This is a genomic window from Enterobacter sp. FUJ80071 (assembly GCF_038739915.1).
Lineage (GTDB): Bacteria > Pseudomonadota > Gammaproteobacteria > Enterobacterales > Enterobacteriaceae > Enterobacter > Enterobacter kobei.
This window is the reverse complement of record NZ_JBBXKH010000001.1, coordinates 3,224,876-3,244,926: the sequence shown is the minus strand read 5'-3', so window position 1 is coordinate 3,244,926 and position 20,051 is coordinate 3,224,876. Positions and strand designations below refer to the sequence as shown.

13 protein-coding genes are annotated in these 20,051 nt (G+C 54.5%); 7 read left to right on the top strand and 6 right to left on the bottom strand.

Annotated features, from left to right (window positions below; translation table 11 throughout):
- Positions 1-5: 5 nt before the first annotated feature.
- Entirely contained in the window at positions 6-1,061 is a 1,056-nt protein-coding gene (glpQ, locus tag AAER43_RS15735; protein WP_050862915.1) for a glycerophosphodiester phosphodiesterase, read from the top strand.
- Positions 1,062-1,142: 81 nt separating this feature from the next.
- Here the strand turns inward: glpQ and yfaE are convergent, their stop codons facing one another.
- The 4 genes from yfaE to ubiG all read right to left on the bottom strand — a co-directional run bounded on the left by yfaE (position 1,143) and on the right by ubiG (position 5,989).
- Complete coding sequence (yfaE, locus tag AAER43_RS15730; protein ID WP_008500234.1) at positions 1,143-1,397, bottom strand: class I ribonucleotide reductase maintenance protein YfaE; 255 nt, start codon at positions 1,395-1,397, stop codon at positions 1,143-1,145.
- The gene (gene nrdB / locus AAER43_RS15725; protein WP_014884611.1) at positions 1,397-2,527 is read right to left on the bottom strand and encodes a class Ia ribonucleoside-diphosphate reductase subunit beta; all 1,131 of its coding nucleotides are present in this window, start codon (positions 2,525-2,527) and stop codon (positions 1,397-1,399) included. The genes yfaE and nrdB overlap by 1 nt, the downstream gene beginning before the upstream one ends.
- A gap of 100 nt (positions 2,528-2,627) precedes the next feature.
- A complete protein-coding gene (gene nrdA / locus AAER43_RS15720; protein ID WP_014884610.1) occupies positions 2,628-4,913 on the bottom strand; it encodes a class 1a ribonucleoside-diphosphate reductase subunit alpha in 2,286 nt (761 codons plus the stop codon).
- Positions 4,914-5,260: 347 nt separating this feature from the next.
- Positions 5,261-5,989 carry a bifunctional 2-polyprenyl-6-hydroxyphenol methylase/3-demethylubiquinol 3-O-methyltransferase UbiG gene (gene ubiG / locus AAER43_RS15715; protein ID WP_014884609.1) on the bottom strand — a complete coding sequence of 243 codons (729 nt, stop codon included), beginning with the start codon at positions 5,987-5,989 and terminating at the stop codon, positions 5,261-5,263.
- Between the two features lie 146 nt (positions 5,990-6,135).
- Between ubiG and gyrA the strand changes: the two genes are divergently transcribed.
- Positions 6,136-8,772: a DNA topoisomerase (ATP-hydrolyzing) subunit A gene (gene gyrA, locus AAER43_RS15710; RefSeq protein ID WP_014884608.1), complete on the top strand. Its 2,637-nt coding sequence runs from the start codon at positions 6,136-6,138 to the stop codon at positions 8,770-8,772.
- A 134-nt stretch (positions 8,773-8,906) separates the two neighbouring features.
- On the top strand, positions 8,907-11,753 hold the full coding sequence (rcsC, locus tag AAER43_RS15705; RefSeq protein ID WP_050862914.1) for a two-component system sensor histidine kinase RcsC: 2,847 nt from the start codon (positions 8,907-8,909) through the stop codon (positions 11,751-11,753).
- A 79-nt stretch (positions 11,754-11,832) separates the two neighbouring features.
- Here rcsC and rcsB read toward each other — a convergent pair whose 3' ends face one another.
- The gene (gene rcsB / locus AAER43_RS15700) at positions 11,833-12,483 is read right to left on the bottom strand and encodes a response regulator transcription factor RcsB (protein WP_003859405.1); all 651 of its coding nucleotides are present in this window, start codon (positions 12,481-12,483) and stop codon (positions 11,833-11,835) included.
- A 16-nt stretch (positions 12,484-12,499) separates the two neighbouring features.
- Positions 12,500-15,172, bottom strand: coding sequence for a phosphotransferase RcsD (gene rcsD, locus AAER43_RS15695; protein ID WP_014884607.1), 2,673 nt, complete (start codon positions 15,170-15,172; stop codon positions 12,500-12,502).
- A 742-nt stretch (positions 15,173-15,914) separates the two neighbouring features.
- Here rcsD and AAER43_RS15690 point away from each other — a divergent pair.
- The 4 genes from AAER43_RS15690 to alkB all read left to right on the top strand — a co-directional run bounded on the left by AAER43_RS15690 (position 15,915) and on the right by alkB (position 19,988).
- Positions 15,915-17,030, top strand: coding sequence for a porin OmpC (locus AAER43_RS15690; RefSeq protein WP_014884606.1), 1,116 nt, complete (start codon positions 15,915-15,917; stop codon positions 17,028-17,030).
- A 115-nt stretch (positions 17,031-17,145) separates the two neighbouring features.
- Entirely contained in the window at positions 17,146-18,201 is a 1,056-nt protein-coding gene (gene apbE, locus AAER43_RS15685) for an FAD:protein FMN transferase ApbE (protein ID WP_045268966.1), read from the top strand.
- A gap of 72 nt (positions 18,202-18,273) precedes the next feature.
- The gene (ada, locus tag AAER43_RS15680; RefSeq protein WP_050862913.1) at positions 18,274-19,332 is read left to right on the top strand and encodes a bifunctional DNA-binding transcriptional regulator/O6-methylguanine-DNA methyltransferase Ada; all 1,059 of its coding nucleotides are present in this window, start codon (positions 18,274-18,276) and stop codon (positions 19,330-19,332) included.
- Positions 19,332-19,988, top strand: a complete 657-nt coding sequence (gene alkB, locus AAER43_RS15675) for a DNA oxidative demethylase AlkB (protein WP_023330945.1) — start codon at positions 19,332-19,334, stop codon at positions 19,986-19,988. The genes ada and alkB overlap by 1 nt, the downstream gene beginning before the upstream one ends.
- The last annotated feature ends 63 nt before the right edge of the window (positions 19,989-20,051 follow it).

The window sequence follows — 20,051 nt, the reverse complement described above, 5'->3', positions numbered from 1 at the left end:
TGACCATGAAATTATCTCATTTAACCACCGGTCTGCTGCTGGCGGGCCTGATGACAGGCTCCGCGCTGGCGGCGGATAAAATCGTGATTGCCCACCGCGGCGCGAGCGGCTATCTGCCGGAGCATACGTTGCCGGCGAAAGCGATGGCCTATGCGCAGGGCGCGGATTATCTGGAGCAGGATCTGGTGATGACGAAGGACGACCAGCTGGTCGTCCTGCATGACCACTATCTTGACCGCGTAACTGACGTGGCGGAGCGTTTCCCGGACCGCGCGCGTAAAGATGGCCGTTTCTACGCCATTGATTTCACCCTGGCGGAGATCCGTTCCCTGAAGTTTACCGAAGGGTTCGAGATTGAAAACGGCAAGAAGGTACAGGTCTATCCGGGACGTTTCCCGATGGGCAAATCTGACTTCCGTATTCACACCTTCCAGGAGGAGATAGAGTTTGTTCAGGGGCTGAACCACTCGACCGGTAAAAATATCGGTATCTACCCGGAAATCAAAGCGCCGTGGTTCCATCATCAGGAAGGGAAGGATATTGCCGCGAAAACCCTGGAGGTCCTGAAGCAGTACGGCTACACCAGCAAGAAGGACAAAGTTTACCTGCAGTGTTTTGACGCCGCCGAGCTGAAGCGCATTAAAACCGAGCTGGAGCCGAAGATGGGGATGGATCTCAATCTGGTGCAGCTGATTGCCTACACCGACTGGAATGAAACCCAGGAGAAACAGCCAGACGGGAAGTGGGTGAACTACAACTACGACTGGATGTTTAAGCCGGGCGCGATGAAGCAGATTGCGCAGTACGCTGACGGCATCGGACCGGATTACCACATGCTGGTGGCAGAAGGCTCCACGCCGGGTCACGTGAAGCTGACGGCGATGGTGAAAGAGGCGCATGCCAGCAAGATGCAGGTTCATCCGTATACCGTGCGCGCAGACCAGCTGCCGCCGTATGCCACGGACGTGAATCAGCTTTATGAGGTGTTGTATAACCAGGCGGGCGTGGACGGGTTGTTTACGGATTTCCCGGATAAAGCAGTGAGTTTTTTGAAGGATTAACACTGGAATTGCCGGGTGGCGGCTGCGCCTTACCCGGCCTACGAACTAACCCTCTCCCACAGGGAGAGGGAACCAGGGCAATCACATCTCGATCTCAATATCGCCTTTTGCCCGGCAGCAGCAGGGCAAAATTTCCCCTTCGTTGATAAAGGCCAGCGGTTCGGTCAGCCAGTCCACCTGGCCGGCGACCAGACGGCAGCGGCAGGAGCCGCAATAGCCGGAACGACACTGGTACTCTACTTCTACCTGATGCGCCTCAAGCGCCACCAGCAGAGAAGGGTGCTCCTCCCGACACAGCACCTCAGTGCCGGAAAGACTTAACGTGACGCGTGACATCAGAGCTGGAAGTCGCTCAGATCGTCAGTGTTGACTTCAGAATCAATCTGACCGACCAGGTAAGAACTCACCTCCACTTCCTGAGGCGCAACCTGCACGTTATCGGACACCAGCCAGGTGTTGATCCACGGGATTGGGTTAGAACGCGTCTGGAACGGCAGGTCGAGACCGACAGCCTGCATACGGATGTTGGTGATGTACTCAACGTACTGGCAGAGAATGTCTTTGTTCAGGCCAATCATGGAACCGTCGCGGAACAGGTAATCTGCCCACTCTTTCTCCTGCTGAGCCGCCAGCACGAACAGGTCATAGCACTCCTGCTTGCACTCTTCGGCGATTTCCGCCATTTCAGGGTCATCCGTACCGCTGCGCAGCAGGTTCAGCATGTGCTGGGTGCCGGTCAGGTGCAGGGCTTCGTCACGGGCGATCAGACGGATGATTTTGGCGTTGCCTTCCATCAGCTTGCGCTCGGCAAAGGCGAAGGAGCAGGCGAAGCTCACGTAGAAGCGGATCGCTTCCAGCGCGTTGACGCTCATCAGGCACAGGTACAGCTGTTTTTTCAGCGCGCGCAGGTTCACGGTAACGGTTTTACCGTTCACGTTATGCGTACCCTCGCCCAGCAGGTGCCAGTAGCTGGTCATCTCGATCAGTTCGTCGTAATAGTGCGCAATGCCTTCCGCACGCTTCTGGATCTGCTCGTTGGTGACGATATCGTCAAACACCACCGCCGGATCGTTCACGATGTTGCGGATGATATGCGTATAAGAGCGGGAGTGGATCGTCTCGGAGAACGCCCAGGTTTCCACCCAGGTTTCCAGCTCGGGAATGGAAATCAGCGGCAGCAGTGCCACGTTCGGGCTACGGCCCTGAATGGAATCCAGCAGCGTCTGGTACTTCAGGTTGCTGATGAAGATATGCTTTTCGTGATCCGGCAGCGACTGGTAATCAATGCGATCGCGGGAGACGTCTACTTCTTCCGGACGCCAGAAGAAGGAGAGTTGCTTTTCAATCAGCTTTTCGAAGATGTCATATTTTTGCTGATCGTAGCGTGCCACGTTGACCGGCTGGCCAAAGAACATCGGCTCTTTGAGCTGGTCGTTTTTCGTCTGTGAAAATGTGGTGTATGCCATTGCGGTGAGTCCTGTTGAGATTTTATTGCCCGGCAACACTGCGTTTGCCGGGCCTACAAAACCGTAGGCCGGGTAAGCGTAGTGCCACCCGGCGAAGTGCTTAGATCTTACATGCGCCGCTTTCGCAGCCATCGTCCTGAATTGACGGTACCATGTCGTCCTGCGCGTCTTCTGCACCGTCACGGGTGTTGTGATAGTACAGCGTTTTCACGCCAAATTTGTAGGCGGTCAGCAGGTCTTTCAACAGCTGCTGCATCGGTACCTTGCCAGACGGGAAACGCGTCGGGTCATAGTTGGTATTGGCAGAGATCGACTGGTCGATAAACTTCTGCATGATACCCACCAGCTGCAGGTAGCCGTCGTTGTTTGGCATTTCCCACAGCAGCTCGTAGTTGTTCCCGAGTGTTTCATAGTCCGGTACCACCTGACGCAGCACGCCGTCTTTCGACGCTTTAATGCTGACGTGGCCGCGCGGCGGCTCAATACCGTTAGTGGCGTTGGAGATCTGCGAAGAGGTCTCAGACGGCATCAGGGCAGAGAGCGTGGAGTTGCGCAGACCGTGAGTCTTGATGGACTCGCGCAGGCCTTCCCAGTCAAGGTGCAGCGGCTCGCTGACGATCGCATCCAGGTCTTTCTTGTAGGTGTCGATCGGCAGAATGCCTTTTGCATAGGTGGTTTCGTTGAACCACGGGCATGCGCCTTGCTCTTTCGCCAGTTCGTTAGACGCTTTCATCAGGTAATACTGAATGGCTTCGAACGTCTGGTGCGTCAGGTTATTGGCGCTGCCGTCGGAGTAACGCTTACCGTTTTTCGCCAGCCAGTAGGCGAAGTTAATCACGCCGATACCCAGGGTACGACGACCCATCGCGCCACGTTTAGCGGCCGGAATTGGGTAATCCTGGTAGTCCAGCAGGGCGTCGAGCGCACGAACCGCCAGCACGGCCAGCTCTTCCAGCTCGTCCAGGCTTTTAATTGCACCCAGGTTGAACGCAGACAGCGTACACAGCGCAATTTCGCCATTTTCGTCGTTCACGTCTTCCAGCGGCTTGGTCGGCAGGGCGATCTCAAGGCACAGGTTAGACTGGCGTACTGGCGCAACCACCGGATCAAACGGGCTATGGGTGTTGCAGTGGTCAACGTTCTGGATGTAGATACGGCCGGTAGAGGCACGCTCCTGCATCATCAGGGAGAACAGATCGACCGCCTTCACGCGCTGCTTGCGGATGCTGTCGTCTTTTTCATATTTGGTGTACAGACGCTCGAACTCGTCCTGATCGGCGAAGAACGCGTCGTACAGGCCCGGGACGTCGGACGGGCTGAACAGGGTAATGTCTTCCCCTTTCAGCAGACGGGTGTACATCAGTTTGTTGATCTGTACGCCGTAGTCCATGTGACGCACGCGGTTGCCTTCCACGCCACGGTTGTTTTTCAGCACCAGCAGGCTTTCCACTTCCAGGTGCCACATTGGGTAGAACAGGGTCGCAGCACCGCCGCGCACGCCGCCCTGAGAGCAGGATTTCACTGCCGTCTGGAAGTGTTTGTAGAACGGGATACAGCCGGTGTGGAACGCTTCACCGCCGCGAATCGGGCTGCCCAGTGCACGGATGCGACCGGCGTTGATGCCGATACCGGCGCGCTGGGAGACGTATTTCACAATGGCGCTGGAGGTCGCATTGATGGAATCCAGGCTGTCGCCACACTCGATCAGTACGCAGGAGCTGAACTGACGGGTAGGGGTACGCACGCCAGACATGATTGGCGTTGGCAGAGAAATCTTGAACGTCGATACCGCATCGTAGAAACGCTTCACGTAATCCAGACGGGTGTCACGCGGGTAGTTTGAGAACAGGCAGGCGGCCACCAGAATATAGAGGAACTGGGCGCTTTCGTAGATCTCACCGGTAACGCGGTTCTGAACCAGGTATTTGCCTTCGAGCTGCTTCACCGCCGCATAGGAGAAATTCATATCGCGCCAGTGATCGATAAACCCGTTCATCTGCTCGAACTCTTCTTCCGTATAGTCTTCCAGCAGATGCGTGTCGTATTTGCCCAGCTCAACCATTTTCACCACGTGATCGTAAAGCGCAGGCGGCTCAAACTGGCCGTAGGCTTTTTTACGCAGGTGGAAAATCGCCAGACGTGCAGCAAGGTACTGATAATCCGGTGCGTCGCGGGAGATCAGATCTGCCGCTGCTTTGATAATCGTTTCGTGGATATCAGACGTTTTGATGCCGTCGTAGAACTGAATGTGGGAACGCAGTTCAACCTGGGAGATAGATACGTTGTTCAGTCCTTCTGCTGCCCAGTCGAGAACTCGATGGATTTTGTCCAGATTGATACGCTCGGTCGTCCCGTCGCGCTTTGTCACCAGCAGACTCTGATTCATGTGGGTTTTACCTGTCCGTGAAATAAAAAATATCCCCCGCTTATCCACAGAACCGTCTTGTGACTAACTCTGTGGATAAATACTACATATAGGGGGTTTGCGATAAGAAAAGCGCTATATGGTGAGTATTCTAGTATCGAATCTTTTCAGCACAAGGGTTGATTTTGACGTTAAATTGAGGTTGTGAAAGGGTAAAAAAGGCTAAGTCCTCGTACCGTAAGGCCTGGACGACATGTCAATAATTAAGAAAAAAAATTCAAAATTTGATCGAGTGCTGATTTCTTCAACGGGAGGGCAGAATTGCGCAACATGATGTCGCGCAATCTTTATAAGAATAACGAATGACGTTAGTCGTTTTTGGCGGTTGTATGCAACATATAGTTAACATCCACGCCCGGGGCGAGTTTGAATTTATCGGTCAGCGGATTGTAGTGCAGGCCGGTAATGTGCTGCTCTTTAAGCCACGTCCGATCAACCCAGCTCAGTAATTCAGCAGGCTTAATGAATTTCTTCACGTCGTGCGTGCCTTTTGGCACCATGCGCAGCACATATTCCGCGCCGACGACGGCCATCAGCCAGGCTTTACCGTTACGGTTGATGGTTGAGAAGAAGACCTGACCGCCCGGTTTCACCAGTTTTGCGCAGGCGTTCACCACGGATTGCGGATCGGGAACGTGTTCCAGCATCTCCATGCAGGTCACCACATCATACTGGTGGGCATGTTTTGCCGCGTGTTCTTCCACGGTTTCCTGCACGTATTCAACCTGGATCCCTGACTCCAGCGCATGGAGACGGGCCACCTGCAAGGGTTCAAAGCCCATATCCAGACCGGTGACCGTCGCGCCTTCGCGCGCCATGCTCTCCGCCAGGATGCCGCCGCCGCAGCCGACATCAAGCACCTTCTTACCGAACAGGCCGCCGGAACGCTCCGCGATATAGCCCAGACGCAGCGGGTTAATGCGATGCAGCGGTTTGAACTCACCTTCGAGATCCCACCAGCGGGACGCCACCGCTTCAAATTTGGCAATCTCTTCGTGGTCAACGTTGTGAGCCACCGGGGATTTTTCGGCATTCATGGGCGCTTTTACTCCTTATTTAGCAAGACAAAGGAGTATATCAGGCAATCCCCATGAATAAAGCGTATAGGTTTACCTCAATCACCGCGGCTGTGTTATAATTTGCGACCTTTGAATCCGGGATACAGTAGAGGGATAGCGGTTAGATGAGCGACCTTGCGAGAGAAATTACACCGGTTAACATCGAGGAAGAGCTGAAGAGCTCCTATCTGGACTATGCGATGTCGGTCATTGTTGGCCGTGCGCTGCCGGACGTCCGCGATGGCCTGAAGCCGGTACACCGTCGCGTACTATACGCCATGAACGTATTGGGCAATGACTGGAATAAAGCCTACAAAAAATCTGCCCGTGTCGTTGGTGACGTAATCGGTAAATACCATCCCCATGGTGATTCCGCGGTGTACGACACTATCGTCCGTATGGCGCAGCCATTCTCGCTGCGTTACATGCTGGTAGATGGTCAGGGTAACTTTGGTTCTATCGACGGCGACTCCGCCGCGGCAATGCGTTATACGGAAATCCGTCTGGCGAAGATTGCCCATGAGCTGATGGCCGACCTGGAAAAAGAGACGGTTGATTTCGTTGATAACTACGACGGCACGGAAAAAATCCCTGACGTCATGCCGACGAAAATCCCTAACCTGCTGGTGAACGGCTCGTCCGGTATCGCCGTGGGTATGGCAACTAACATTCCGCCGCACAACATCACGGAAGTGATCAACGGCTGCCTGGCCTATATCGAAGATGAAGACATCAGCATTGAAGGGCTGATGGAGCACATCCCGGGCCCGGACTTCCCGACGGCGGCGATCATCAACGGTCGTCGCGGTATTGAAGAAGCGTACCGCACCGGTCGCGGCAAGATTTACATCCGTGCCCGCGCCGAAGTGGAAGCGGACGCTAAAACCGGCCGTGAAACCATTATTGTTCACGAGATCCCGTATCAGGTGAACAAAGCCCGTCTGATTGAAAAAATCGCCGAGCTGGTAAAAGAAAAACGTGTTGAAGGCATCAGCGCGCTGCGTGACGAGTCTGACAAAGACGGTATGCGCATCGTGATTGAGATCAAACGCGACGCGGTGGGTGAGGTTGTACTGAACAATCTTTACTCCCAGACTCAGCTTCAGGTCTCCTTCGGTATCAACATGGTGGCACTGCACCATGGTCAGCCGAAGATCATGAACCTGAAAGAGATCCTGAGCGCGTTCGTGCGTCACCGCCGCGAAGTGGTGACCCGCCGTACCATCTTTGAACTGCGCAAAGCGCGCGACCGTGCGCACATCCTTGAAGCGCTGGCGGTTGCGCTGGCCAACATCGACCCGATCATTGAACTGATCCGTCGCGCGCCAACCCCGGCAGAAGCAAAAGCCGGACTGGTATCCCGTCCGTGGGATCTGGGTAACGTGGCGGCGATGCTGGAGCGTGCGGGTGATGACGCGGCGCGTCCTGAGTGGCTGGAACCTGAGTTCGGCGTACGTGACGGTCAGTACTACCTGACTGAACAACAGGCCCAGGCGATTCTGGATCTGCGTCTGCAGAAACTGACCGGCCTTGAGCATGAAAAACTGCTCGACGAATACAAAGAGCTGCTGGAGCAGATTGCCGAGCTGCTGCACATTCTGGGCAGCGCAGAGCGCCTGATGGAAGTGATCCGTGAAGAGCTGGAGCTGGTCCGCGACCAGTTTGGCGACGAGCGCCGCACCGAAATCACCGCGAACAGCTCAGATATCAACATTGAAGATCTGATCAACCGCGAAGATGTGGTGGTCACCCTGTCTCACCAGGGCTATGTGAAGTATCAGCCGTTGACCGACTACGAAGCACAGCGTCGTGGCGGCAAGGGCAAGTCTGCGGCACGTATTAAAGAAGAAGACTTTATTGACCGTCTGCTGGTGGCCAACACCCACGACACGATCCTCTGCTTCTCCAGCCGTGGCCGTCTGTACTGGATGAAAGTCTATCAGCTGCCTGAAGCGAGCCGTGGCGCGCGTGGTCGTCCAATCGTCAACCTGCTGCCGCTGGAAGCGAATGAACGTATCACCGCCATTCTGCCGGTACGCGAGTACGAAGAGGGCGTGAACGTCTTTATGGCGACCGCCAGCGGTACCGTGAAGAAAACCGCGCTGACCGAGTTCAGCCGTCCACGTTCCGCCGGGATCATCGCGGTGAACCTGAACGAAGGCGACGAGCTGATCGGTGTGGATCTGACCTCCGGTTCTGATGAAGTCATGCTGTTCTCTGCGGCCGGTAAAGTGGTGCGCTTCAAAGAGAACGCCGTGCGCGCAATGGGTCGTACAGCGACCGGTGTACGCGGTATCAAACTGGCGGGTGAAGATTCCGTTGTTTCCCTGATCGTTCCTCGCGGCGAAGGTGCAATCCTGACCGTCACCCAGAACGGTTACGGTAAACGTACCGCGGAAAGCGAATACCCGACCAAATCACGTGGCACGCAGGGCGTTATCTCTATTAAGGTTACCGAGCGCAACGGTTCCGTTGTGGGTGCGGTACAGGTCGATGATGCCGACCAGATCATGATGATCACTGATGCCGGTACGCTGGTGCGTACACGCGTATCTGAGATCAGCGTGGTGGGTCGTAACACCCAGGGCGTTATCCTCATCCGTACTGCGGAAGATGAAAACGTGGTGGGTCTGCAGCGCGTGGCTGAGCCGGTGGATGACGAAGAGCTCGATTCCATCGACGGTAGCGTTGCGGAAGGTGACGATGAAATCGCGCCGGAAGCGGACACCGACGATGATGCAGCGGATGACGCTGACGAGTAATGTCTCCTGACGCAAAAAGGGCCGGATTCCGGCCCTTTTCTTTTACGTAAGCAGACAAGTGAACGTTGCGGCAAGCCGCGTTTACCGCTACCTTAACCACATTCTTTTGACCCCGACGGCGGAGCCTCGCCCCTTTGAAATACCTCGTCTCCTTTCGTACCACGCTGAAAGTTTCTCGCTATCTGTTCCGGGCGCTGGCGCTCCTGCTTTGGTTGCTGGTGGTCCTGCTGTCGGTGTTCTACATCGTCAACGCGCTGCACAAGAAAGAAGCGGAGATCCGCCAGGAGTTTAATTTAAGCTCCGATCAGGCCCAGCGTTACATTCAGCGAACATCTGATGTAATGAAGGAGCTGAAGTATATTGCCGAAAACCGACTGACGGCGGAAAACGGCATCCTGGCGCTTCGCGGGCGTAATGACAAAACCGAAGTGCCGGACTTCCAGCCGCTGTTCCCGGACTCCGACTGCTCCACCATGAGCAACACCTGGCGCGGGTCGCTGGAATCCCTCGCCTGGTTTATGCGCTACTGGCGCGACAATTTCTCCGCCGCCTACGATCTCAATCGCGTCTTCCTGATTGGCAGCGAAAATCTCTGCATGGCTGACTTCGGCCTGCGCGATGTGCCCGTCGAGCGTGATGATGCGCTGAAAAGCCTGCATGAGCGTATTGTGAAATATCGCAATGCGCCGCAGGACGAGCGCGGGAATAACATCTTCTGGATTAGCCAGGGGCCGCGCATGGGCGTGGGCTATTTCTACGCGCTGACGCCGGTTTACCTCGGTAACCGCCTGCAGGCTCTGCTGGGCATTGAGCAGACCATCCGCATGGAAAACTTCTTCACCCCAGGCAGCCTGCCGATGGGTGTGACCATTCTGGATGAAAACGGACATCAGCTGATCTCGCTTGCCGGGCCGGATAACCGTTTGAACGTCGATCCGCACTGGATGCAGGAACGCTCGTGGTTTGGTTACACCTCCGGCTTTCGTGAGCTGGTGCTGAAAAAAAGCCTGCCACCGTCGTCGCTGAGTATCGTCTACTCGCTGCCGGTCGATATGGTGCTGGAGCGGATACGCATTCTGATTATGAATGCGATTCTGCTCAACCTGCTGGTGGGAGGGGCGCTGTTTACGCTGGCGCGCATGTATGAGCGAAGAATCTTTATTCCCGCCGAAAGCGACGCCCAGCGTCTGGAAGAGCACGAGCAGTTTAACCGTAAGATAGTCGCCTCCGCACCGGTGGGGATCTGTATTCTGCGTACTCAGGACGGGACCAACATCCTGAGTAACGAGCTGGCGCACAACTATCTGAACATGCTGACGCATGAGGATCGTCAAAGGCTGACGCAAATCATCTGCGGTCAGCAGGTAAACTTTGTCGACGTGCTCACCAGCACCCATACCAACCTGCAGATCAGCTTTGTTCACTCCCGCTATCGTAATGAAAACGTGGCGATTTGCGTGCTGGTGGATGTCTCCGCACGCGTGAAGATGGAGGAGTCATTGCAGGAGATGGCGCAGGCGGCGGAGCAGGCCAGCCAGTCGAAATCTATGTTCCTTGCCACCGTCAGCCACGAGCTGCGTACGCCACTGTACGGGATTATCGGTAACCTCGACCTGTTGCAGACGAAAGAGCTGCCGAAAGGGGTCGACAGGCTGGTGACGGCGATGAACAACTCCTCCAGTCTGCTGCTGAAAATCATCAGCGATATTCTCGATTTCTCTAAAATTGAGTCTGAGCAGTTGAAAATCGAACCGCGGGAGTTTTCGCCGCGTGAGGTGATGAACCACATCAGCGCCAACTATCTGCCGCTGGTGGTGCGTAAACAGCTGGGTCTCTACTGCTTTATTGAACCGGATGTGCCGCTGACGCTGCACGGCGATCCGATGCGCCTGCAGCAGGTCATCTCTAACCTGCTCAGCAATGCCATCAAATTCACCGATATTGGCTGTATCGTGTTACACGTCTGCCGGGCGGGGGATTATCTGAGCATTCGCGTCCGTGACACGGGGGTGGGCATCCCGGCGAAAGAAGTGGTTCGCCTGTTCGACCCGTTCTTCCAGGTCGGCACCGGCGTGCAGCGTAACTTCCAGGGCACCGGTCTGGGGCTGGCGATTTGTGAGAAGCTCGTCAGCATGATGGACGGTGATATCTCGGTGGATACCGAGCCCGGCATGGGCAGCCAGTTTACCATCCGTATTCCGCTCTATTCGGCGCAGTATCCGGCAAAAGCGACGGTTGACGGACTGAGCGATAAGCGCTGCTGGCTGGCGGTGAATAACGCTTCGCTGAATGATTACCTGACGGCGCTGCTTACCCATAGCGGCATGAGGGTGTGCCGCTATGAAGACCAGACGCCGGACGCGGATGACGTGCTGATCGCCGACGAGATGCCGGAACAGGCGTGGCAGGGGAGAGGAACGGTACTCTTCTGTCGTCGCCACATTGGCATACCGGTTGAACGTGCGCCGGGAGAGTGGGTACACAGTGTCGCCACGCCGCATGAGCTGTTGAGCCTGCTGGCACGCATCTACAAAGTGCAGCTGGAAGAGAACGACGGAGCCGGTGAATTGCCGTCACCGGAAGGTCTGGCGTCAGTGAATGACGATATGATGATTCTGGTCGTGGATGACCATCCAATTAACCGCCGACTGCTGGCAGACCAGCTCGGGTCGCTTGGCTACCAGTGCAAAACGGCCAATGACGGTGTGGATGCGCTGAATGTGCTGAGTAAAAATCATATTGATATCGTTCTCAGTGACGTCAACATGCCTAACATGGACGGCTACCGTCTGACGCAACGTATCCGCCAGCTTGGCCTGACGTTGCCGGTGGTGGGCGTCACGGCGAACGCGCTGGCGGAAGAGAAACAGCGATGCCTGGAGTCAGGCATGGACAGCTGTCTGTCGAAACCGGTCACGCTGGACGTGCTGAAGCAGACCTTGTCGGTCTATGCGGAACGCGTCAGGAAAACGAGGATATAAAAAAGGCCCTTTCGGGCCTTTTTTATTTGCCCGGCGGCGCTTCGCTTGCGCGAACATCACCCGGCATTTACTGCGGTGATCAATCCTTGTCCGTCGCGCTCAGCGTCACGGAGGAGAGATAGTTCAGCAGGGCAATATCGTTGTCCACACCCAGCTTCATCATTGCGGATTTCTTCTGGCTGCTGATGGTTTTAATACTGCGGTTCAGCTTCTTGGCAATCTCGGTCACCAGGAAACCTTCAGCGAACAGGCGCAGAACTTCGCTCTCTTTCGGTGACAGACGTTTGTCACCGTAGCCACCCGCGCTGATTTTTTCCAGCAGACGAGAGACGCTCTCAGGCGTGAACTTCTTGCCTTTCTGCAGCGCAGCGAGCGCTTTTGGCAGATCGGTCGGTGCGCCTTGTTTCAGCACAATCCCTTCGATGTCCAGATCCAGCACGGCGCTCAGGATCGCCGGGTTGTTGTTCATGGTCAGAACAATGATCGAGATGTCCGGGAAGTGACGTTTGATATATTTGATGAGCGTAATCCCATCACCGTACTTATCTCCAGGCATGGAGAGATCGGTAATGAGCACGTGCGCATCAAGCTTTGGGAGGTTATTGATCAGTGCTGTAGAGTCTTCAAATTCACCGACTACATTCACCCACTCGATCTGTTCAAGCGATTTGCGAATACCGAACAGTACAATCGGATGGTCATCGGCAATAATTACGTTCATATTGTTCATGTATAAGGCTACCTTGCTACAGCAAGCTTTTGACGTAGTCGTCAATGTCGCTGATGTATTTTTCAATGCCAGAGGCATCTTTCTCACGAATTAGATGTTCCAGCGTTTCACATAACTGCTTGCCGGGAACCAGATTAAGCATGGCAAACACCCCTTTAAGCCGGTGTGCTGTCTGCGCCAGCGCTGCAAAATCATTCGCAGCGGACTCAGTATACAACCGCTTAACATCATCTGGTACTGTATCAACAAAGAGTGAATAGTATCCGCTGGCGTGAAGCTCGGCGTTTTCATTGCCGCCTAACGGGGATTCCGTTATCTCATCCTGCGCCAGCTGCTCTTCTATTAGTTGTAGTACAGCTTCCTGCATCGCATTGCTTATATTAAAGTTGACGCGCAGCTGGCCAGGGCCGATTTTCCGCACGCCTGACTCATCATCGCTTAAAAGCAAGCCCGAGGCAGTAAGATTAGACGGATTATCCGTTAAAAACAGATCAAATTCTTGACTTGCCAGTCGTTCATCCGGCGTGATGCAGGCCGCGCCCCAGTTTTCTAACTGACGCACCACGATGTTGCGGATCTCGTTTGAGGTCACATCCACCATCGCCACCACGTCATCCAGCAGGCGCTCTTCATCTTCTTCCTGCGGATTGACGGCCATTTTCACGTGCAGAGAGTAGCGGGTGCCGAGCGATTCACGTGCTTTGATATTCAGGTGGCCGCCGAGTTTACGCGCCAGCTGATCGCACAGCCAGAAGGTCAGGGCGTTAGCCTTACCGTAATGATCGCTTTGTGTGTCATTCAGGAACGGGAAGTGCAGATTATCAATTTCACTCGTCGTGACGCCTTCCCCGGTGTCCAGAATGCGGAACGTCAGGCGATCTTCTGCCGACTCGTCGGTGCTCACTTCGAGGGTGATCTTGCCGATCTGCGTGGTGGTCACGGCATACTGAATAATCATCAGCAGAATGCGACGTAGCGCTTCGCGATCGCCATGGCGTTCGTCATTTGCCGGTAAATGGTTGTTGATCAGCAGCTGCAGACCTTTACGCTTGATCACCGGCAGGACTTCCGGAACCACTTCATCGATCAGATCCTGAATGGAGAAGAGGGAAGGCGTACCTTTCCAGAAATCATTCTCCAGCATGTTCGCTAACTGGATCTCATCCACCATACGAACCAGCGAGTCGGCCTGGCAGGCAAGCTGGTGGCTTTCAGAGGTGTTTAACGCCGCCGCCTGGGTTGCCAGCGTTTTTAATGGCTGTTTGAAGGCGTCGCCAATATTCTGCATAAAGGCGGCGCGCCCCTGCTGGTTCTTCTCATACAGCCTTTGCGCCTGCTTGAGTTTCTTATTCACCAGCACTTCGCGATCCTGGTCGCGGATAATGAAGATTTGCGTGCGTGGGGCTACCTGACTGCGGAACTGACGGATCTCGTACAGTTCATTATTGATGGTGGCCTGAATAACCCCCTGGTGCTGATCCGCCATGGTGGTGATGTTCTGCAGGTTAAGATGCGGCAGCAGATGGTCTGCAATTTTATTGCTCATCACCGTGCGGTTCGCTTCCTGATCGTGGACTAATACGCCCAGCGGCAGCACGGAAACAATCTCTTCATTGAGCGCGCGTAACACGCGAAGTTCATTCGTGTTGCCCGCGGTGACCGCAGAGGCGTCGCTCTGACGTCCCGGCTGGAAGCGAAAGGTGCTGTAGCCAAACAGGGCCAGCGCCAGCAGGCCGATATTCAGCAGCAACGGCAGCAAAATATTTTGCAGGGTATCGAGCAGCAGGGTGCCAAACGGTACCTGCCACACCAGGCGCATGCCGGTTGAGTTCAGTGACGAGGCAATTTCAATTTTCGAGCCGTTAAAGGAGATGGTGACGCTCTCTGCGGCCTCTTTGTCGGACGCCGCGCGCATGTTCTGGGTACTGCTGTCTGGCTCCATACGGAAGCTGTCGAGCGGCATATCCGGCGGGATCAAATCATTAATAGGCAAATCAAACGCCACGACCGTCGCCAGATGTCCCGGCTGGTTGAACGTGGTACGCAGGGTAAAATAGTGACCATTTTGCCAGGCCAGGCGGCGCAGCGATGAGAAACTTTCACGCTCATCAAGGGCATTCGCCTGCTGCAGCATTTCTGCACGGCGGGAATCGACAATGCCGCCAACGGTCGTCTCTTTAAAACCAGAAGAGAGATCTTTCAATGGCAGCGTCGAGATCAGGATCATGCTGTTGTCCTGACCGTTCAGATAGTACATCGACCACGGCACCGTCTCGGCACCCCAGAGGGTATCCAGATAGGTTGAAATACGCTGCGTCATCTCAAGCGTTGCGCTGTCGTGAGAGCCAAAGATAAGCGCCTCAGTCTTACGCTGCGGTTTTTCGAGATAGTAGACATCCTGCTTAAGCCGGGTCTCCTGAAGCCCATCCCCCGATGCGCTTGCAGGCGCTGCGGCAATATTGTCGTAAATCTGCCAGGTGGCGTAGCGCCAGGTATCAATGCGCTTGTGGACGGCATGAGTGATATCAACCACCTGGTAGCTCTTGTCCTTCAGCCAGGCGTTTACCGCGCTCTGCACCATCACGCCCAGGGTGACTAATAACACAACGATCAAAAGAAGAAAGAAACGGGTGATGCTCCCGGGAAGAAGGGAGAATTTGCTCGGGGCGGTAGTTTCAGTCTGACTCATTGATATCTTTAACCCGTAATGGTCGTGCTCTGTGGCGATAGGGCAGTATAAAGGGTAATACCTGAATTTCCAGCGCCACTGGCCTGGAACAGGCGACTTTTTCAGGGAACACTGAGGAAGAGGCGATGTGCGTTAAAAGTGTACAAGTTCACGATGCGTGTATAAATAAAAGAAACTTCTCGCCAGTAAATAGCACGAATTAACAAGAAATTAAGTTTCTGCTGAATTTTTGCACGTTGGTTGACCCTCGTAACGGGATTAGTTAATAGTCGTTACAATTTCGTGCTGGTAGCACATAAAAAGAAAAGTTACGTAAAGAAGGGTAAAAAAAAACGAATGCGATGCATTCGGCTCAATTAGGGATAAACAGACATTCAAAACTGAATGACGGTAATAAATAAAGTTAATGATGATAGCGAGAGTTATTTTAGAGATTAGGTGCGATCTTGTTTTGTCATTCAGTGCTGTAACGATTTATATCTCAAGTCATTGAAATTTAATGGAATAATATTAATTTTGATAATAAATGCTAATTTTCTAAGCTATTTGTGCTTTGTAAAAGTTCCTTGATATTAACATTTTGAAACATGTTGATAGATGAATGAAACATCTTCAAAGTTTTCGTATCATATTCGCATTGGATTATTCTGTAATTTTGCGGAGAATGAAATTGCCGACTGGTTAATGAGGGTTAGCCAGTAAGCAGTGGCAATTATAAGGCATATAACAGAGGGTTAATAAAATGAAAGTTAAAGTACTGTCCCTCCTGGTACCAGCACTGCTGGTAGCAGGCGCAGCAAATGCGGCTGAAATTTATAACAAAGATGGCAACAAATTAGATCTGTACGGCAAAGTTGATGGTCTGCACTATTTCTCTGACGACAAGAGTGCCGACGGTGACCAGACCTACATGCGTCTTGGCTTCAAAGGTGAAACTCAGGTTAACGATCAGCTGACCGGTTACGGCCAGTGGGAATACCAGATCCAGGGCAACACAACAGAAAGCGACAACCAGGCCTGGACCCGTGTGGCGTTTGCTGGTCTGAAATTCGCTGAAGCGGGTTCTTTCGATTACGGTCGTAACTACGGTGTGATCTACGACGTAACATCCTGGACTGACGTGCTGCCAGAATTTGGTGGTGATACCTACGGTGCAGACAACTTCCTGCAATCTCGTGCTAACGGCGTGGCAACCTACCGTAACCAGGACTTCTTTGGTCTGGTGGATGGCCTGAACTTTGCTCTGCAGTATCAGGGTAAAAACGGTAGCGTAAGCGGTGAAAACGACACCGGTCGTAGCACCCTGAAACAGAACGGCGACGGTTACGGTGCGTCCCTGACCTATAACCTGGGCGAAGGCTTCAGCATCGGTGGTGCAATGTCTTCTTCCAAACGTACCGCCGATCAGAACAACACGGCTAACCCAGCCCTGAAAGGCGAAGGCGATCACGCCGAAGTCTATACGGGTGGCCTGAAATATGATGCCAACAACATCTATCTGGCCGCGCAGTACTCTCAGACTTATAACGCAACACGTTTCGGCAACTCTCAGAGCAGCAGCGATATCTACGGTTTCGCTAACAAAGCGCAGAACTTCGAAGTGGTTGCTCAGTACCAGTTCGACTTCGGCCTGCGTCCATCCGTGGCTTACCTGCAGTCTAAAGGTAAGGACATCGAAGGGTATGGCGACCAGGATCTGCTGAAATATGTTGATGTGGGTGCGACTTACTACTTCAACAAAAACATGTCTACCTACGTGGATTACAAAATCAACCTGGTTGATGAAAATGAGTTCACCCGTCAGGCCGGTATCGGTACTGATGATATCGTCGCGCTGGGTCTGGTTTACCAGTTCTAATCGCGTCGTAGTATGACTTAGGGGCCTGGTGGCCCCTTTTTTGTGCGTGTTTTTGGATCTCACAATTGACCCGTTTTGGTGTACTCTTGCCGCCCTGGCATGAGGATAATAATGAATGGATATGACTTTTTTACGCGCCAGCTTTCTGGCTATGCTTTTTTTCCTGACCGCATGTAACGATCCCGCCCCCGTGGCGAAAACCGACGCACCCGCTGCCACGGTGCTCGAAGGCAAAACGATGGGCACCTTCTGGCGCGTCAGCGTGATGAATCTCGATAAAACGCGCACGGAAGAACTTCGCGGCAAAATCCAGTCTCAGCTGGACGCCGACGATCAGCTGCTGTCGACCTACAAAAATGACTCGGCGCTGATGCGCTTTAACCTCTCCACCAGTACGTCTCTGTGGCCGGTGAGTGAAGCGATGGCTGATATCGTCACCGAGTCCATTCGCGTGGGATATAAAACCAACGGTGCGATGGACGTGACCGTCGGGCCGCTGGTGAATCTCTGGGGATTTGGCCCGAATAAACAGCCGGTGGCGACGCCCGATCAGGCGGCTATTGATGATGCCCGTGCCCGGACAGGGCTGCAGCATCTGACGGTGATCAATCAGTACGGCCAACAGTACCTGCAAAAAGATATCCCCGATCTGTTTGTCGATCTGTCGACGGTAGGGGAAGGCTACGCGGCGGATCACCTTGCCGCGCTGATGACGCAGGAAGGCATTTCGCGCTATCTGGTCTCCGTGGGCGGCGCGTTAGTCAGCCGGGGCATGAACGCCAGCGATAAACCGTGGCGCGTAGCGATTCAAAAACCGACCGATCGGCAAAATGCCGTGCAGGCGATAGTCGATATCAACGGACATGGCATCAGCACCTCCGGGAGTTACCGTAACTATTACGAGCTTGACGGGAAGCGCATCTCGCATGTTATTGATCCGCAGACCGGGCGGCCGATCGCGCATAATCTGGTCTCTGTGACGGTGATTGCGCCGACGGCGCTGGAAGCCGATGCCTGGGATACCGGCTTAATGGTCCTCGGCCCGGAAAAAGCGAAAGAGGTGGTTCGTCAGGAAGGGCTGGCGGTGTATATGATCACCAAAGAGGGCGACGAGTTTAAAACCTGGAGCTCGCCGCAGTTCAACAGTTTCCTGGTGAGCGACAAAAATTAAAAAGCAAGGTTGCGGGTTTTTTATCAGTGGCACTCAGGCACGCTACAGGTATGCTTGTAAGAGGAGCTGATGATGAAAAATCCAACCTATATGACCGATGAGGAACGCTGGCAGGCTGTACTGGCTCGCGATCCGCGTGCTGACGATCAGTTTGTCTTTGCCGTGCAAACGACGGGGATTGTCTGTCGTCCGTCCTGCCGGGCACGTCACGCCCTGCGTAAAAACGTCCACTTCTATCCTGATGTTCACCATGCCATTGAGGCAGGGTTTCGCCCGTGCAAGCGCTGTATGCCGGATAAACGCGATCCGCAGCAGCAGAAGCTGGCGAAAGTGGAGCACGCCTGTCGCCTTCTGGAGCAGGATCCTGCGTTAACGCTGGACGGTCTGGCGCAGCAGGTGGCCATGAGTCCTTTTCACTTCCACCGGCTGTTTAAGTCCGTTACCGGAATGACGCCAAAAGCCTGGCAGCAGGCGGCGCGCGGTCAACGTCTGCGCACGGCGCTTGCCCAGGGGGATACCGTTACCGATGCCGTGCTGGCCGCAGGCTTTCCCGACAGCAGCAGCTATTATCGTAAAGCGACAGATGCGCTGGGTATGACGGCGAAGCAGTACCGCAAAGGCGACGTGGCGGTGCAGTACGCCATCGATGACTGCTCATTAGGACGCTGTCTGGTTGCTGAAAGCGAGCGGGGGATTTGCGCAATATTGCTCGGTGACGACGATGCCGAATTAGCCGGGGAGCTGGCGACGCTGTTTCCAAAAGCAGAGCCCGCGCCGCAGGAAGATGCCTTCGCGCAGCGTATCCACCAGGTGATTGCCAGTATTGATAACCGCGCAGCGCCGCTTGAACTGCCGCTGGATATACGCGGAACCGCGTTCCAGCAGCGAGTCTGGCAGGCCCTTCGTGAAATTCCCTGCGGTGAAACGGCAAGTTATCAGCAGGTGGCGCAGGCGATTGGACAACCCAACGCGGTACGTGCCGTCGCGGGAGCCTGTGCGGCAAACAGGCTGGCGATTGTGATCCCCTGTCACCGCGTTGTCCGTAACGATGGCGCACTGTCGGGTTACCGATGGGGGACGGCGCGAAAAGCGCTATTGCTAAAACGTGAGGCGAAACGCCAGGAGGGATAATGCTCGATCTTTTTGCGGATGCGGAACCCTGGCAGGAACCACTGGCACCGGGGGCGGTTATTTTGCGTCGCTTCGCGCTCTCCCGTGCGGCGGCGCTGCTTGCGGGTATAGAAGAGGTGACGGCGGTTTCCCCGTTTCGCCATATGGTCACGCCGGGCGGTTACACGATGTCGGTGGCCATGGCGAACTGCGGCGAATTAGGGTGGGCGACGAATGAACGAGGCTACCTGTATGCGCCTAACGATCCCGCGACCGGCCAGCCGTGGCCCCCGATGCCTGCGGTTTTTCAGGCTCTCTGCCACGAGGCTGCCGTTGCCGCTGATTATCCTGACTTCCGACCGGATGCCTGCCTGATTAACCGCTACGCCGTCGGCGCGAAACTCTCCCTGCATCAGGATAAAGATGAACCCGATCTCCGCGCGCCCATCGTCTCGGTATCGTTAGGGCTTCCTGCCGTCTTCCAGTTTGGCGGATTACGCCGTAACGATCCGCTCAAACGCATTATGCTGGAGCATGGCGACGTGGTGGTGTGGGGCAGGGAATCGCGGCTGTATTATCACGGCATTCAGCCTCTGAAACCCGGGGTGCATCCCCTCACTGGCGAGTACCGTTTTAACCTGACGTTTCGCCAGGCAGGGTTTAGTAAACAAAAATAAGAATTATTCTTGATGTACACGCCGGGCAGTTTACACTGCTGGCTGATTTTTATTGTCCGGATT